Annotated in this window: 11 protein-coding genes and 1 tRNA gene; 8 read left to right on the plus strand and 4 right to left on the minus strand. The window is 71.7% G+C overall.

Features of this window, described 5'->3' with window-relative positions:
* Window positions 1-68 precede the first annotated feature (68 nt).
* Together ACFC0Z_RS23950 and ACFC0Z_RS23955 are read right to left on the minus strand one after the other, a co-directional pair.
* Window positions 69-1,343, minus strand: a complete 1,275-nt coding sequence (locus tag ACFC0Z_RS23950; protein WP_376441462.1) for an MFS transporter — start codon at window positions 1,341-1,343, stop codon at window positions 69-71.
* A 237-nt stretch (window positions 1,344-1,580) separates the two neighbouring features.
* Window positions 1,581-3,134, minus strand: coding sequence for a potassium/proton antiporter (locus ACFC0Z_RS23955; RefSeq protein ID WP_376441463.1), 1,554 nt, complete (start codon window positions 3,132-3,134; stop codon window positions 1,581-1,583).
* 292 nt (window positions 3,135-3,426) lie between these two features.
* Here ACFC0Z_RS23955 and ACFC0Z_RS23960 point away from each other — a divergent pair, with 292 nt between their 5' ends.
* Window positions 3,427-6,216 (plus strand): penicillin acylase family protein, encoded by a 2,790-nt coding sequence (locus ACFC0Z_RS23960; RefSeq protein WP_376441466.1) that lies wholly within the window; start codon window positions 3,427-3,429, stop codon window positions 6,214-6,216.
* 14 nt (window positions 6,217-6,230) lie between these two features.
* Here the strand turns inward: ACFC0Z_RS23960 and ACFC0Z_RS23965 are convergent, their stop codons facing one another.
* Window positions 6,231-6,854, minus strand: coding sequence for a 5-formyltetrahydrofolate cyclo-ligase (locus ACFC0Z_RS23965; RefSeq protein ID WP_376441468.1), 624 nt, complete (start codon window positions 6,852-6,854; stop codon window positions 6,231-6,233).
* A gap of 104 nt (window positions 6,855-6,958) precedes the next feature.
* Between ACFC0Z_RS23965 and galU the strand changes: the two genes are divergently transcribed.
* The 7 genes from galU to ACFC0Z_RS24000 all read left to right on the plus strand — a co-directional run bounded on the left by galU (window position 6,959) and on the right by ACFC0Z_RS24000 (window position 12,239).
* Window positions 6,959-7,870, plus strand: coding sequence for a UTP--glucose-1-phosphate uridylyltransferase GalU (gene galU, locus ACFC0Z_RS23970; RefSeq protein WP_376441471.1), 912 nt, complete (start codon window positions 6,959-6,961; stop codon window positions 7,868-7,870).
* 4 nt (window positions 7,871-7,874) lie between these two features.
* Complete coding sequence (gene glp, locus ACFC0Z_RS23975; RefSeq protein WP_376441474.1) at window positions 7,875-9,221, plus strand: gephyrin-like molybdotransferase Glp; 1,347 nt, start codon at window positions 7,875-7,877, stop codon at window positions 9,219-9,221.
* Between the two features lie 58 nt (window positions 9,222-9,279).
* Window positions 9,280-9,765 carry a cyclic pyranopterin monophosphate synthase MoaC gene (gene moaC, locus ACFC0Z_RS23980; protein WP_376441476.1) on the plus strand — a complete coding sequence of 162 codons (486 nt, stop codon included), beginning with the start codon at window positions 9,280-9,282 and terminating at the stop codon, window positions 9,763-9,765.
* Window positions 9,762-10,265, plus strand: a complete 504-nt coding sequence (locus ACFC0Z_RS23985) for a molybdenum cofactor biosynthesis protein B (protein WP_376441479.1) — start codon at window positions 9,762-9,764, stop codon at window positions 10,263-10,265. Before moaC ends, ACFC0Z_RS23985 begins: the two co-directional genes overlap by 4 nt.
* A complete protein-coding gene (locus ACFC0Z_RS23990; RefSeq protein ID WP_376441482.1) occupies window positions 10,262-10,876 on the plus strand; it encodes a GNAT family N-acetyltransferase in 615 nt (204 codons plus the stop codon). The genes ACFC0Z_RS23985 and ACFC0Z_RS23990 overlap by 4 nt, the downstream gene beginning before the upstream one ends.
* A gap of 136 nt (window positions 10,877-11,012) precedes the next feature.
* Window positions 11,013-12,059 carry a gephyrin-like molybdotransferase receptor GlpR gene (gene glpR / locus ACFC0Z_RS23995; RefSeq protein ID WP_376441485.1) on the plus strand — a complete coding sequence of 349 codons (1,047 nt, stop codon included), beginning with the start codon at window positions 11,013-11,015 and terminating at the stop codon, window positions 12,057-12,059.
* A 106-nt stretch (window positions 12,060-12,165) separates the two neighbouring features.
* A tRNA-Ala gene (locus ACFC0Z_RS24000) sits at window positions 12,166-12,239 on the plus strand.
* A gap of 130 nt (window positions 12,240-12,369) precedes the next feature.
* Here ACFC0Z_RS24000 and ACFC0Z_RS24005 read toward each other — a convergent pair.
* A complete protein-coding gene (locus ACFC0Z_RS24005) occupies window positions 12,370-14,670 on the minus strand; it encodes a PA14 domain-containing protein (protein ID WP_376441488.1) in 2,301 nt (766 codons plus the stop codon).
* Window positions 14,671-14,748 lie beyond the last annotated feature (78 nt).

The raw sequence follows: 14,748 nt of genomic DNA on the forward strand, positions 1-14,748 counted from the left end.
GTGACTTCCTCCTGGCACTCACACTCATCGAGTGCTAACGACGTTCCATCTTGACGTATTCCTCGGAATCAGTCCACCGTCACCGGCACGCGGTGACCGACGCCACGTGCCGCGACCCGGCCGGTCTCGCGCGGCTTGAGCCGCGACCGCAGGCTGACGAGGGTGGCGAAGGCGAGCACGGTGGCCGCCATCGGCACGAGGAATCCGGCGCTGGCGCCCTGGGCGTCCGCGAGACGGCCCGCGACCGTCACACCCGCGGCCTGGCCGAGCGCGACCGCGCCGGTGAGCCAGGTGAAGGCCTCGGTACGGGCGGACGCCGGGATCAGGGTCTCGACGATCGTGTAGCCGGTGATCAGGGCCGGGGCGATGCACAGACCCACGACGAGGCCGAGCGCGCCGAGCAGGACCACGGAGTGCGTGGTCCACAGCAGGGAGGCAGCGACCGTGAGGCCGGCGTAGCCGAGGAGCATCCGGCGGCGGGGGCCGATCTTCCAGGCGATGGCGCCGACCGCGATGCCCGCGAGCATGTTGCCGGCGGCGAAGATGCCGTACAGGACGCCGTTGATGCCGGGGTTGCCGATCTCCGTGGAGAAGGCGGTCAGGGAGACCTGCATGCCGCCGAAGACGGCGCCGATGCCGAGGAAGGCGACGATCAGGACGCGGACGCCGGGGACGGAGAGCGCCGAGCGGTGCGGCTCGCTGGTGTGGGCGGCGGAGATGCCGAACGGGGGCTGGGTGGCGCGCTGCGCGGCGAAGAACAGGCCGCCGACGAGGGTGAGGACCGCCTCGGTGATCAGGCCCGCGGCCGGGTGGATGCCGGTGCACAGGGCGGTCGCGAGGACGGGACCGACGACGAAGGTGAACTCGTCCGTGACGGACTCGAAGGCCGCGGCCGTCGACATCAGCGGGGTGCCGTCGAGCTTCGCGGCCCAGCGGGCCCTGACCATCGGTCCGACCTGCGGCACGGAGGCGCCGGTGGGGACCGCGGCCAGGAACAGCGCCCACATCGGGGCGTCGCCGAGGGCGAGCGCCACGAGCAGCGCGACCGAGGCGGTGTGGACGAGGACGCCCGGGACGAGCACGGCGCGCTGGCCGAAGCGGTCGGCGAGCCTGCCGGTCTGCGGGGCGAACAGCGCCATCGAGACGCCGGTGACGGCGGCGACGGCGCCGGCGCTGCCGAAGGATCCGGTGGTGCTCTGGACGAGCAGGACGATGCCGATGGTCAGCATCGCGAAGGGCTGGCGGGCGGCGAAGCCCGGGATCACGAAGGAGAGCGCACCGGGAGTACGCAGGAGCTGCCCGTATCCGGGGCGCTTGCCCGTGGTGTTGACCGTGGACGCCACGGTCCTGGCCTTTCTGCCGCCTGGTAGCGCGCCCCGGCATGGTGGTGCGGGTGTCGCCGAGAGCTGTCCTCATGCGCGTTACTGCGGTAGATACCGGTCCGGCCCCCCTGCGGAGGGGCGCCTCGGCCGCCATACGGTCGCGCCAGCTCTGCGTCAGGCAGAGTTGGTTCGATCAGGTGTTCCTTCATGCTACAGGGAACGCCTGCCTTCTGCCTGGGAAACACCCCCACGCCCGAATTAATGCCTGCGATTAGCGGCTCCCTGCCCCGTCGCGCCGGTGCGACCGGTGCGACGGTGCCCCTTGCCGAACCGCAACTGCGTCCCGCTCGGCTCCGAGGCCGCCGTCGCCCCGCCCGTCCCGAGCCAGCCGGCGAGCTTGCCGCCCTGTCCGACCGCCCGGAGGCGACGCTCCGTGGCGTCCCGTACCGGATCGGTGGCCACGACGAGGAGCTCGTCGCCCTGCCGCAGCACGGTCGCCGGACCCGGCACGAAGCTCTTCTCCTCCCGTACGACCAGGGTGACCGCCGCTCCGGCCGGGAGCCGCAGCTCCGCGACCTCGACGCCGTGCATCCGGGACTGCTCGGGGATGGCGACGGAGAGCAGGTGGCCGCGCAGCCGCTCCAGGGGCGCGGACTCCACGCCGAGGTCGGCCGCCGCCGAGTCCTCGCCGAGCTTCAGCGCCTTCGCGAGCCAGGGCAGGGTCGGGCCCTGGACCAGGGTGTAGACCACGACGAGGACGAAGACGATGTTGAAGATCCGCTCGCTGCCCTCGATCTGCGACACCATCGGAATGGTGGCGAGGATGATGGGCACGGCTCCGCGCAGGCCGGCCCAGGACATGAGGGCCTGCTCCTGCCAGGGGATCTTGAAGGGCAGCAGGCTGACCATGACCTCCATGGGCCGCGCGACCATCGTCAGGACGAGGCCGATGACGACGGCGGGCCAGAAGTCGTGGCCCAGCTCGTGCGGGGTGACGAGCAGGCCGAGCAGGACGAACATGCCGATCTGGGCGATCCAGCCGAGTCCCTCGGCGAAGCCGCGGTTGGCCGGGGCGTGCGGCAGCTTGGCGTTGCCGAGGACCATCGCGGCCAGGTAGACGGCGAGGAAGCCGGAGCCGTGGGCCAGGGCGCCCGCCGCGTACGCGACGACGGCGATGGCCATGACGGCGATCGGGTAGAGGCCGGAGGCGGGCAGGGCGACGTGGCGGAGCCCGTACGCGCCGAGGAAGCCGACGGTGAGGCCGACGGCGACGCCGATGGCGAGCTCCATGGCGATCTTCGCGACCAGGACGTACCAGTCGTCGACCGGTCCGGCCGTGGAGAAGGCCACGACGAGGATGACGACGGGGGCGTCGTTGAAGCCGGACTCGGCTTCCAGGACACCGGTGACCCGGGAGGGCAGCGGCACCTTGCGCAGTACGGAGAAGACCGCGGCGGCGTCGGTGGAGGAGACGACGGCGCCGATGATCAGCGCCTGCTGCCACTCCAGGCCGACGAGGTAGTGGGCGGCGGTGGCGGTGATGCCGACGCTGACGGCGACGCCGACCGTGGAGAGGACGACGGCGGCCGGGAGGGCCGGCTTGATCTCCTTCCACTTCGTGCCGAGACCGCCCTCGGCGAGGATCACGACGAGGGCCGCGTAGCCGATGACCTGCGTGAGCTCGGCGTTGTCGAAGGCGACGTTGCCGATGCCGTCCTGCCCGATCGCGATGCCGATGCCGAGGTAGAGCAGGAGGCTGGGGAGCCCGCTCCGGGAGGAGATCCGCACGGCCGCGACCGCGATGAGCAGCACCAGGGAGCAGATGAGCAGGAGTTCGTTGAGCTGGTGGACAGTCAGTGGCCGATCCTTCCCCTCACGCGCTGCTGGATCGTTCCTCCAGCGGCAGACACTTCGTTACCTTACCTAATCTTTAACGCTTTCTTGACGCTCTCTTTGCCTCCGGGCTGCCCTTCCCCGCTCACCAGTGCGGTTCTCTGCCGTTGATCGGGAGCTCGCTTCCCTGACACCGCGTCCGGGCCCTCCGGACGCTGCGCCTAAGGTTGCTCCCGTACTCCAGGACCACCCTGCCCCTCGAAGGACAGCGATGCCCTCCAACACGACCGCGCCCCCCGGCAAGAAGACCGCCAAGAAGAAAGGGCGGCGCGCCCGCCTGATCCTCGTCGTCCTGGTCCTCGCCCTGGTCGCGGGCATCGGCTTCGGCGGGTACTGGGGAGTCAGCACCGTCCGGGCCTCGTTCCCGCAGACCACGGGCCAGATCAGGCTCGACAGCCTCTCCTCCGACGTCGAGGTCAAGCGCGACGCCAACGGCGTCCCGCAGATCTACGCGGACAACGAGACCGACCTCTTCCGCGCGCAGGGCTACGTCCAGGCGCAGGACCGCTTCTACGAGATGGACGTCCGGCGCCACGTGACCGCCGGCCGCCTCTCCGAGATGTTCGGCGAGAGCCAGGTCGACACCGACGCCTTCCTCCGCACGCTCGGCTGGCGCCGGGTCGCGCAGCAGGAGTACGACAAGGTCCTCGCGCCGGAGACGAAGAAGTACCTCCAGGCGTACGCGGAAGGCGTCAACGCCTACCTGAAGGACCGCGCGCCCGAGGACGTCTCCGTCGAGTACGCGGCCCTCGCGCTCACCAACGACTACGCGATCGAGCCGTGGACCCCGGTCGACTCGGTGGCCTGGCTCAAGGCGATGGCCTGGGACCTGCGCGGCAACATGCAGGACGAGATCGACCGCTCGCTGATGACGAGCCGGCTGAGCGCGAGCCAGATCAAGCAGCTCTACCCCGAGTACCCGTACGCGCTCCACCAGCCGATCCTCGACCAGGGCGCCGTCGACGAGTCGACCGGGCAGTTCGACCCGGCGGCCAAGCCCGGCGAGGCCGACGGCGCGACCACCGGCGACACCCCGGGCACGGGCCCGGGCGGCTCCGGCTCCTCGGGCTCCTCCGGCTCTTCGGGCTCTTCGGGCGTGAGCGCCCAGCTCGGCGCGCTCTCCTCCATGTCCGAGGTCCTGGACTCCATCCCGGCCCTCCTCGGCCCGAACGGCAACGGCATCGGCTCGAACTCCTGGGTCGTCGCCGGGAGGTACACGACCTCCGGCAAGCCGCTCCTCGCCAACGACCCGCACCTCGCGCCCCAGCTGCCGTCCCTCTGGTACCAGATGGGCCTGCACTGCCGCTCGGTCTCGGCCACCTGCCGCTACGACGTCGCCGGCTACACCTTCTCCGGCATGCCCGGCGTGATCATCGGTCACAACGACAAGATCGCCTGGGGTCTCACCAACCTCGGCGCCGACGTCACCGACCTCTACCTGGAGAAGATCGGCCCCGACGGCTACCTCGTCGACGGCAAGGTCAAGCCCTTCACGGTCCGCGAGGAGACCATCAAGGTCGCCGGCGGCGACAGCCGGACGATCACGGTCCGCTCCACCGAGCGCGGCCCGCTGGTCTCCGACCGCTCCGCCGAGCTGGAGAAGGTCGGCCAGAAGGCCCCCGTCGGCAACGCGGCCCCCGACCGCGGCACCGGCTACGGCGTCTCCCTCCAGTGGACCGCCCTCCAGCCGGGCAAGTCGATGGACGCGATCTTCGCCCTCGACCGCGCCAAGGACTTCCCGACCTTCCGGGCCGCCGCGAAGAACTTCGAGGTCCCGTCCCAGAACCTGATCTACGCCGACACCGAGGGCAACATCGGCTACCAGTCCCCGGGCAAGATCCCGCAGCGGACCAAGGGCGACGGCACCCTCCCGGCGCCGGGCTGGGACTCCTCGTACCGGTGGAAGGGGTACATCCCCTTCCAGCAGCTGCCGTACGAGTACAACCCGGACCGCGGCTACATCGTCACCGCCAACCAGGCCGTGCTCGACCAGCGCACCTACCCCGACCTGCTCACCAAGGACTGGGGCTACGGCTCGCGCAGCCAGCGGATCAACGACCTCATCGAGTCGAAGATCAAGGACGGCGGGAAGATCTCGCCGGACGACATGCGGACCATGCAGACGGACAACCGCAGCGAGATCGCGACCATGCTCAACCCGCTCCTGCTGAAGGTCGACATCTCCGACCCGTCCGTCCGCGAGGCGCAGAAGCTCCTGGAGGGCTGGGACTACACGCAGGAGCCGGACTCGGCCGCCGCCGCGTACTTCAACGCGGTCTGGCGCAACGTCCTCAAGCTCGCCTTCGGCAACAAGCTGCCCAAGGAGCTGCGCGCCGAGGGCGACTGCATCGCCGTTCGCCCGGCGGAGACGACCGGCCCGGTCGACGAGCAGAACAAGCTCGTCCGCGAGTGCGGCGAGCGCGACGCGGACTCGGCGCAGCCGGACGGCGGCGACCGCTGGTACGAGGTGGTCCGCCCGCTCCTCAAGCAGGAGAAGAGCGAGTGGTGGGTCACCCCGGGCAACCGCGTCGACCAGCCCACCGAGACCCGTGACCAACTCCTCGCCCGGGCCATGAAGGACGCCCGCTGGGAGCTGACCGCGAAGCTCGGCAAGGACGTCTCGACCTGGAGCTGGGGCCGGCTGCACCAGCTGACCCTCAAGAACCAGACGCTCGGCACGGCCGGTCCCGGTCTCGTGCAGCAGCTCCTCAACCGCGGCCCGTGGAACCTGGGCGGCGGCGAGGCGGCGGTCGACGCCACCGGCTGGAACGCGGCCGGCGGCTACGAGGTCATCTGGGTCCCGTCGATGCGGATGGTCGTGAACGTCGGCGACTGGGACAAGTCCCGGTGGGTCAACCTGACCGGCGCCTCGGGCCACGCCTTCCACGGGAACTACACCGACCAGACGGACGCGTGGGCGAAGGGCGAGCTGTACGACTGGTCCTACGGCAAGGCGGCGGTCGACGCCTCGACGAAGGACACGCTCACGCTGAAGCCCTGATCAGGCCTCAGGCCTCAGGCCTCAGGCCGGAAGCGGGTGACCCCTTCCGGGGTCACCACCGCGTGCACGGGGTGGTCGTGCGGTTCCTCCGGGACCCGCGCGACCACCTCGTCCGCGTAGAGGAGGACCACGAGGGCCGGGTCCACGCCCGCGCGTGCGAGGCGGGCGAGCACCCGGTCGTACGAGCCGCCGCCCCGTCCGAGCCGCATGCCGCGCGCGTCGACGGCGAGCCCCGGCAGCAGGACGGCGTCGGCGGTGCCGACGGCCTCGGGGCCGAGCCGGGGCCCGACGGGTTCGAGCAGGCCGCGGCCGGCCTTCGCGAGCCGCTCCGGGCCCTCGTACGCGGCCCAGTCCAGGTCGTTGTCGGGCAGCAGGACGGGGAGCAGAACCCGTACCCCGCGCGCGTGGAGCGCGTCGAGCAGCGCGCGGGTGCCCGGTTCGCGGCCCACCGACACGTAGGCGGCGACGGTGGAGGCCTCGGCGAGTTCGGCGAGTTCCACTCCCCGGCGGGCGAGGGATTCGGCCGTGCGCGCGAGGAATTCGGCGCTCAGGGCCGACCTGGCATCCAGGAGCCGGCGGCGCAGAAGGGTCTTCTCGGACATTTCCAGGGAGATGTTCTCGGGCGTTGTGGGTGTCATGTCGGGCTCATGCCTTTTCGCGAAAGTCTCGTAACTGGCTTTATAGGGAGGAAAGTAACGGAAGCCACATCTTCCTCTCATTCCCAGCCGTTAAAGTTCACCGTATGAATGACTCGCTCCCCAGGCTCGGCCGGATCAGCAAGGCTGTCATCCCCGCCGCCGGCCTCGGCACCCGCTTCCTGCCGGCGACGAAGGCGACGCCCAAGGAAATGCTTCCGGTCGTCGACAAGCCGGCCATCCAGTACGTCGTCGAGGAGGCCGTCTCGGCCGGTCTCTCCGACGTCCTGATGATCACCGGCCGGAACAAGCGTCCCCTGGAGGACCATTTCGACCGGAATTACGAGCTCGAGGAAGCGCTGATCCGCAAGGGCGACGAAGAGCGCCTCTCGAAGGTGCAGGAGCCCAGCGACCTCGCCACCATGCACTACGTACGCCAGGGCGACCCGCGCGGCCTCGGCCACGCCGTCCTGTGCGCCGAGCCGCACGTCGGCGACCAGCCCTTCGCCGTCCTCCTCGGTGACGACCTCATCGACCCGCGCGACCCCCTGCTCGCGCGGATGGTGGAGATCCAGGAGCGCGAGGGCGGCAGCGTCGTCGCCCTCATGGAGGTCGAGCCCTCCCAGATCCACCTGTACGGCTGCGCGGCCGTCGAGGCGACCGGCGACGCGGACGTCGTGCGCGTGACGGACCTCGTCGAGAAGCCGGAGCCCTCGGAGGCGCCGAGCAACTACGCCATCATCGGCCGGTACGTCCTCGACCCCGCCGTCTTCGGCGTGCTCCGCGAGACCGAGCCCGGCCGGGGCGGCGAGATCCAGCTGACCGACGCCCTCCAGACGCTGGCGGCCGAGGAGAAGATCGGCGGACCGGTCCACGGCGTCGTCTTCAAGGGCCGCCGCTATGACACCGGCGACCGCGGCGACTACCTGCGTGCCATTGTCAGACTCGCGTGCGAACGTGAAGATCTGGGACCGGACTTCCGGGACTGGCTCCGGAGGTACGTCAGCGAGGAGATGTAGGACCTTGAGCAGCAACACGGCACCGTCCGACGGCCACGGGCACGACTCCGCCGCCGACCCCTGCGCGGGCCCGGCCCGCGGCCTGTGGTCGGTCGACGAGCACCTCGCCGACATCCTCGCGACGGTCGGCCCGCTCGAACCCATCGAGCTCCAGCTCCTCGACGCGCAGGGCTGTGTCCTCGTCGAGGACGTGACGGTGCCGGTCGCGCTGCCGCCCTTCGACAACAGCTCCATGGACGGGTACGCGGTGCGGGTCGCCGATGTCACCGGTGCCACCGAGGAGTTCCCGGCCGTCCTGACGGTCATCGGCGACGTCGCCGCGGGCGACGGCTCGCTGCCGACGGTCGGACCCGGCCAGGCCGCCCGCATCATGACCGGCGCCCCGCTGCCGCCCGGCGCCGAGGCCGTCGTCCCGGTCGAGTGGACCGACGGCGGTACGGGCGGGGGCGCGGCCACCGGCATGCGCGCCGCTTCCGCGGCGCCCGAGGGCTCGGGCGGCGAGGTCCGCGTCCACCGCTCCGCCGGGGCCGGCGCCCATGTCCGCACGGTGGGCAGCGACGTACGGGCCGGGGAGCGGGCCCTCGCGGCCGGCACGGTCCTCGGGCCGCCGCAGATCGCCCTGCTCGCGGCGATCGGCCGGGGCACGGTCCGGGTGCGTCCGCGCCCCCGGGTGGTCGTCCTGTCCACCGGCAGCGAGCTGGTCCAGCCCGGCGAGCCGCTCGGCGAGGGCCAGATCTTCGACTCCAACAGCTTCGCGCTCGCCGCCGCCGCGCGGGACGCGGGCGCCCTCGCCTACCGGGTGGGCGCCGTCACCGACGACGCCGAGGAGCTGCGGGCCACGATCGAGGACCAGCTCATCCGGGCGGACCTGATCGTGACGACGGGCGGGGTGAGCGTCGGGGCGTACGACGTGGTGAAGGAGGCGCTGACCTCCGAGGGCCAGGTCGACTTCCGCAAGCTGGCGATGCAGCCGGGCAAGCCGCAGGGCTTCGGCGCGATCGGCGAGGAGCAGATCCCGCTGCTCGCGCTGCCGGGCAACCCGGTCTCCTCGTACGTCTCCTTCGAGCTGTTCGTCCGCCCCGCGATCAGGGCGCTCATGGGCGTGAAGGACCTCCACCGCCCCCGCGTCCGCGCGGTCCTCGCCGCTCCCAGGACGCTGTCCTCGCCGTCCGGCCGCCGCCAGTTCCTGCGCGGCACGTACGACCCCGAGGCGGGCACCGTCACTCCGGTGGGCGGCGAGGGCTCGCACCTGATCGCGGCGCTCGCGCACGCGGACTGCCTGCTCGTGGTCCCGGAGGAGACGGAGAGCGTCGAGCCCGGCACCGAGCTCGAAGTGGTCCTCCTCGGCTGAGGGGGCGAGGGTGGGGGTACGGTGTCGTCCCCATACACGGACCGGGAGTGTCACGGCGATGAGCACGCAGCAAGGTCTCACCCACATCGACGAGGCGGGGGCGGCCCGCATGGTCGACGTCTCCGCCAAGGACGTCACGGCCCGCACCGCGCGGGCCAGCGGGCGGGTCCTCGTCTCGCCGCGCGTGATCGAGCTGCTGCGCGGCGAGGGCGTCCCGAAGGGCGACGCCCTCGCGACCGCCCGGATCGCCGGGATCATGGGCGCGAAGAAGACGCCCGACCTCATCCCGCTCTGCCACCCGCTGGCCGTGTCGGGCGTGACGCTCGACCTCGCGGTCACGGACGAGGCGGTCGAGATCCTCGCGACCGTGAAGACCACGGACCGCACGGGCGTCGAGATGGAGGCCCTGACGGCGGTCTCGGTGGCGGCCCTGACGGTCGTCGACATGATCAAGGCGGTCGACAAGGGCGCGGTCATCTCCGACGTACGGGTGGAGGAGAAGACGGGCGGCAAGTCGGGTCACTGGACGCGGAGCGAGGCGTGACGGGCCTCGCGGGCGGCGGCTACCGCGCGCTCGTCGTCACGGCCTCCAACCGGGCCTCCGCGGGCGTCTACGAGGACAAGGGCGGCCCGCTGATCACCGCGGGCCTCTCGGCCCTGGGCTTCGCCGTGGAGGGCCCGCAGATCGTCCCGGACGGGGCGCCCGTCGAGGCGGCCCTGCGCGCCGGGATCGCCGCCGGGTACGACGTGATCGTGACCACCGGCGGTACGGGCATCTCGCCCACCGACGAGACCCCCGAGGTCACCCGGAAGGTCCTCGACCGCGAGATCCCGGGCATCCCGGAGGCCATCCGCGCGTACGGCCGGGAGAAGGTGCCCACGGCGGCCCTCTCGCGCGGCCTCGCGGGCGTCGCGGGCCGGACGCTGATCGTGAACCTGCCGGGCTCCCCGGGCGGCGTACGGGACGGTCTGGCCGTCCTGGAGCCGCTCCTCCGTCACGCCGTCGACCAGATCCGCGGCGGCGATCACCCGATGTCGTCATGATCCCGTCCTGGCCGGTGGTGCTCGTCGAGGGGGACGTCGTCCTGCGCCCCATAAAGATGAGCGACCACCGGGCCTGGCGCGAGGTGAACCGGCGCAACCGCGAGTGGCTGCGGCCCTGGGAGGCGACGGTGCCGCCGCCGGCGCCGGGCGGGCCGGTCGCGCAGCGGCCGACGTACCGTCAGATGGTCCGCCATCTGCGGTCGGAGGCGAAGGCCGGGCGGATGCTGCCGTTCGTCATCGAGTACCAGGGGCGGCTGGTCGGGCAGTTGACGGTGGCCGGGATCACCTGGGGCTCGATGTGCTCGGGTCACGTGGGCTATTGGGTGGACAGCGAGGTCGCCGGGCGCGGGGTGATGCCGACGGCGGTCGCGCTCGCCACGGACCACTGTTTCCGGATGGTCGGACTGCACCGGATGGAGGTCTGCATCCGCCCCGAGAACGGGCCTTCGCGCCGGGTCGTCGAGAAACTCGGCTTCCGCGAGGAGGGGTTGCGGCCGCGTTACCTCCACATCGACGGTGCCTGGCGGGATCATCTGGTGTTCGCGCTGACGGCGGAAGAGGTGCCGGAGGGGTTGTTGCGGAGATGGCGTCTCTCGCAAAGAATGAAATAAGTGTTCGAATTTAATCGCCAATTGGCCGCGAACGATCTGAACAATCACAAAAAAGTTCAGTGATATCAGCCAGATCGTGCGACACACCGGGCCAATTGGCCGATGGCCCCCCGCGAACCCCTCTACCGTGTGAGGCGTGAGCAGCAGCGGCCTCATCTACGCAGTCATCGTCGGGGCCTGGGCCGCCTACTTGGTGCCGATGTGGCTCCGCAGGCAGGACGAGCTGAACGAAGCCCGTCCGACGGAACGCTTCAGCACCGCCATCCGGCTGCTGTCCGGACGGGCGGGAATGGAGCGCCGGTACGCCAAGGAGCTCAAGGAACGGGACCGTACGGCGGAGGAACCGACGCCCGACGGAGAACCGGACGAGGAGACCGAGCGACTGAGCTCGGTCGACGTCCGGGGCTTTTCCGCGCCCGCGGCCAGAACCGAGGCGCGCCTGGAACTCCCGGAATTCCCGGAGCAGGCCCCCGAGCCCGCACCGGCCCCAGCCCCGGCCCCGGAACCCGCCCCCGCGCGGCCCGCCCCCGGCGCGGCCGAACGTGCCCGCAGAGGCAAGGTCCTGGCCCGCCGCCGGCGCACCACCATGCTGCTCTTCGCCGCCTTCAGCGTCGGCGCGGCGGTCGCGGCCGTCGGCGGCGTCCACCTCCTGTGGGCGCCCGCAGCCCCCGCGGTCCTGCTGAGCGCGTACATCGTGCACCTGCGGATCCAGGAGCGGCGGCGCTTCGTGTACGTCATGGACCGGCGCCGCGCGGAAGCGGCGGCGGCCCGGCTGCGCGAGTCCCGCCGCCCGGCCCCGACGCCCGAGCCGGCCGTCGACCCGGCCCCGTCCCCGCAGGAGGCGGACCGCCGGGCCCTGGTCGAACAGACGGACCACGCGGAGTGGGTCGACCAGCAGCGCGAGCGCGGCCCCGCCCGCGGCGACAGCTGGGAACCGGTCCCGGTCCCGCTCCCCACGTACGTGACGGCCCCCGTGGCCCCGCGCGCGCCCGGCGGCGTCGACATCACGGACCCGGAGACCTGGAGCGCGGCCCGCTCCTCCACGGCCGCCGACCCGGCCCCGCCCCCGGCCACCCCGCGCCGCCGCCCGGCCGCCCCGCCCCGCCGCGGCCGCGACGGCGGCCGCACCCCGCTCTTCGACCAGTACGCCGACGACGACCGCCCCCGCGCGGCCAACGAATGACCTGGACGACCCCGGCCGGGGGGCCCGCGACGACCCCCCGACTGACCTGCGGCGGAACCGATTTTTGTTCTTCCCGATCGAGGTGCTAATGTTTCACACGTCGCAAGGGCCTGTGGCGCAGTCTGGTAGCGCACCTCGTTCGCATCGAGGGGGTCTGGGGTTCAAATCCCCACAGGTCCACAGACACCGGGAATCCCGTCCGATCGCAAGATCGGGCGGGATTTTCGTCGTTCAGGGGCGCGATGGCACGGCGAAGGCCCCCGCCGCCCGGAACGTGGTGTCCGGGCGGCGGGGGCCTTCGGGTGTCGCGTCAGGAGGACGGGTACGGGACCGAGACCGTGAAGACTCCGGTCGGGGCCGATTCGGTGCCGTCGGCGGAGACGGCCGTGACGACGTAGTAGTAGTACGCCGGCGCCAGGTCCGGGTCGCTGAAGTTCGGCTCCGTGAGGCCGGTGGCGACGAGGTTCGCGGGGGCGAAGGGGCGGCCGTCACGCGAGCGGTACACGTTGTACGAGACGGTGTTGCCCTGGTCGCACGTTCCGGTCTCCCAGACGAGCCGGACGTTGCCCTCGTAGTAGTCGCCTCCCGTCAGGCGGGGCTTGGCCGGGGCGGTCGTGGTCGGGCAGGGCACGGTGACCTCGGCGCGCGGCGAGGCCTCGGACCGGACGTTGTGCGTGCTGATGGCACGGACGTAGTAGGCCCAGGACCGGCCGGCGGTCACGGACTCGTCGGTGAACGTCGTCGTCGACGGCGAGAGGGCCGTGGAGACCGCGGTGGCGTTGTCGGGGTTCGGGTCCTCGGCCTGCACGCGGTAGACGTAGTAGTGGTCCACGTCGGTCGCCGTGCTCGCGGCCCACTCCAGGCTGACCTTGCCGTTCTCGGTGAGCGTGGCGGTCAGCGAGGCGGGCGCGGCCGGGGGAGCGTAGACCGGGGTGCGCTTGCCGTAGACGGTGTTGTAGCCGGGCTCGGGCAGGCGGGAGGTGTTGCCGACCTCGTCGACGGCGAGGACGGTGTAGCCGTACGACACGCCCTCCTGGCCGCTGGTGTCGAGGTAGAAGGTGCTCGTCGCGCCCCAGACGTTGGCGATCTGCTCCCAGCCTTCGTACGACTGCTTGCGCATGACGACGTAGTGGTTCGTGTCGTCGCCGGTGTTGGGCGTCCAGTCGAGGCGCACGCCGTCCGTGCTGCTGTACGCGTGCAGGCCGTACGGGGCGGGAGGCGGGGTGGTGTCGCGGACGCGGATGGCCGAGACCGTCGTCGACGGGTGCGACTCCGTGCCGAGCGGGGTGACCGTGCGGACGTGGTAGTAGCGCAGCTCGCCGGGGACCGCCGTGGCGTCCTCGTAGAAGGCGTTGGGTGCCGGGGTCTCGGTCAGCCGGGTCCAGGGGCCGGAGGCCGAGGCGGCGGCGTACACGTGGAACCGGTGGGTGTCGTCGGCCGTGTACGTCCAGCCGACGGTGTTGCCTTCGAGCGTGCCGCTGGCGGAGACGCCGGTCGGGGCCAGGGGCCTGGTCTCGGGCACGGCGAGCTGGATCGCCGCCGAGTACGCGGAGGTGTTCGCCGCCGCGTCGCGGGCGCGCACGCGGTAGTAGTAGGTCGTGGCCGGCAGGACGCTCGGGTCCGTCATCTCGTAGCCGGTCACGAGTGGACCGACGGTGGCGTACCCGTCCGTGGGCCTCAGGGACCGCTGCACCTCGTAGGCGCTCGCTCCGCTCACCGCGGACCAGTAGATGCGGGCTCCGGCGCCGTACGGGTCCACGAGGGCCCTGAGGCCGGTGGGGACGCCGGGAGGCGTCTTGTCGGCGCTGGTGACGCCCGACACGGCCGACAGCGGCGAGGAGTTGCCGGAGCGGTCGAGGGCGCGGAGCACGTACTCGTACTTGGCGCCGGTGGCCGGGGGAGCGTCGGTGTAGGTGGTGCCGGTGAGGGTGGCGGCGTTGAGCCGGACCCAGGTGCCCGTGGGGCCCGTGCGGCGCCAGACGCGGTAGCCGGCCAGGTCCATCTCGGCGTTCTTCGACCAGGTCACCGTGGTCTTCTGCGTGGCTGCCGAGTAGACGGTCTTCAGGCCGGTGGGGGCCAGGGGCGCGACCCGGTCGAGGGTGGCGCCGATGACCGGGGCGTAGGTGAAGGAGACGTTCGCGGTGCCGGTGAAGGCGGCGAAGTCGACGCGCAGGGTGTGGGTTCCGCGCGGGACGGTCAGGCGGACCGTCTTGTTCTGGTTCGTGGAGACGTTGCGCCACAGGTCGATCTTGCGGACGCCGTCGAGGTACACCCGGGCGCCGTCCTGGACGGCGACCTTGAGGTCGAAGGGGCCGCCGGAGCCGAAGTTGCGGGTGGTGCTCCACCGGACGCCGAAGTTGTCCTTCGGCAGGGTGACGCCCGCGGGGTCGCCGAGGCCGTAGTTCTCGGCGATGGCGGTGTCGCAGACGGTCCCCTTCGGGGTACCGGTGAGGGTGGTGTTGGCGTAGTACTCGGCCTTCCAGACGCCGGCGGCGCAGGTCGTGGCGGCCTGCGCGGTGGCGGGGAAGGCGAGCCCGGTGAGGACGGTGGCCAGGGAGAGCACGGCGGCACCGGCGGTGCGGCGACGTGCCGTGCCGAGGGATCTGCGCATCAGGTGGCGTTCACTCTTTCGAGGAGAGGACAGGTGTATGGCGTGTAACTCGCCATGATCGTGTCATTCGAGAGTTCG

Source organism: Streptomyces sp. NPDC056144 (genome assembly GCF_042264145.1).
Classification (GTDB): Bacteria; Actinomycetota; Actinomycetes; order Streptomycetales; family Streptomycetaceae; genus Streptomyces.

What these genes read in the sequence shown, in the direction of transcription:
- ACFC0Z_RS23960 (WP_376441466.1), top strand. Translation starts at nt 3,427, where the DNA reads ATGCCCTCCAACACGACCGCGCCCCCCGGCAAGAAGACCGCCAAGAAG.
- ACFC0Z_RS23965 (WP_376441468.1), bottom strand. Translation starts at nt 6,854, where the DNA reads ATGACACCCACAACGCCCGAGAACATCTCCCTGGAAATGTCCGAGAAG.
- galU (WP_376441471.1), top strand. Translation starts at nt 6,959, where the DNA reads ATGAATGACTCGCTCCCCAGGCTCGGCCGGATCAGCAAGGCTGTCATC.
- moaC (WP_376441476.1), top strand. Translation starts at nt 9,280, where the DNA reads ATGAGCACGCAGCAAGGTCTCACCCACATCGACGAGGCGGGGGCGGCC.
- ACFC0Z_RS23990 (WP_376441482.1), top strand. Translation starts at nt 10,262, where the DNA reads ATGATCCCGTCCTGGCCGGTGGTGCTCGTCGAGGGGGACGTCGTCCTG.
- ACFC0Z_RS24005 (WP_376441488.1), bottom strand. Translation starts at nt 14,670, where the DNA reads ATGCGCAGATCCCTCGGCACGGCACGTCGCCGCACCGCCGGTGCCGCC.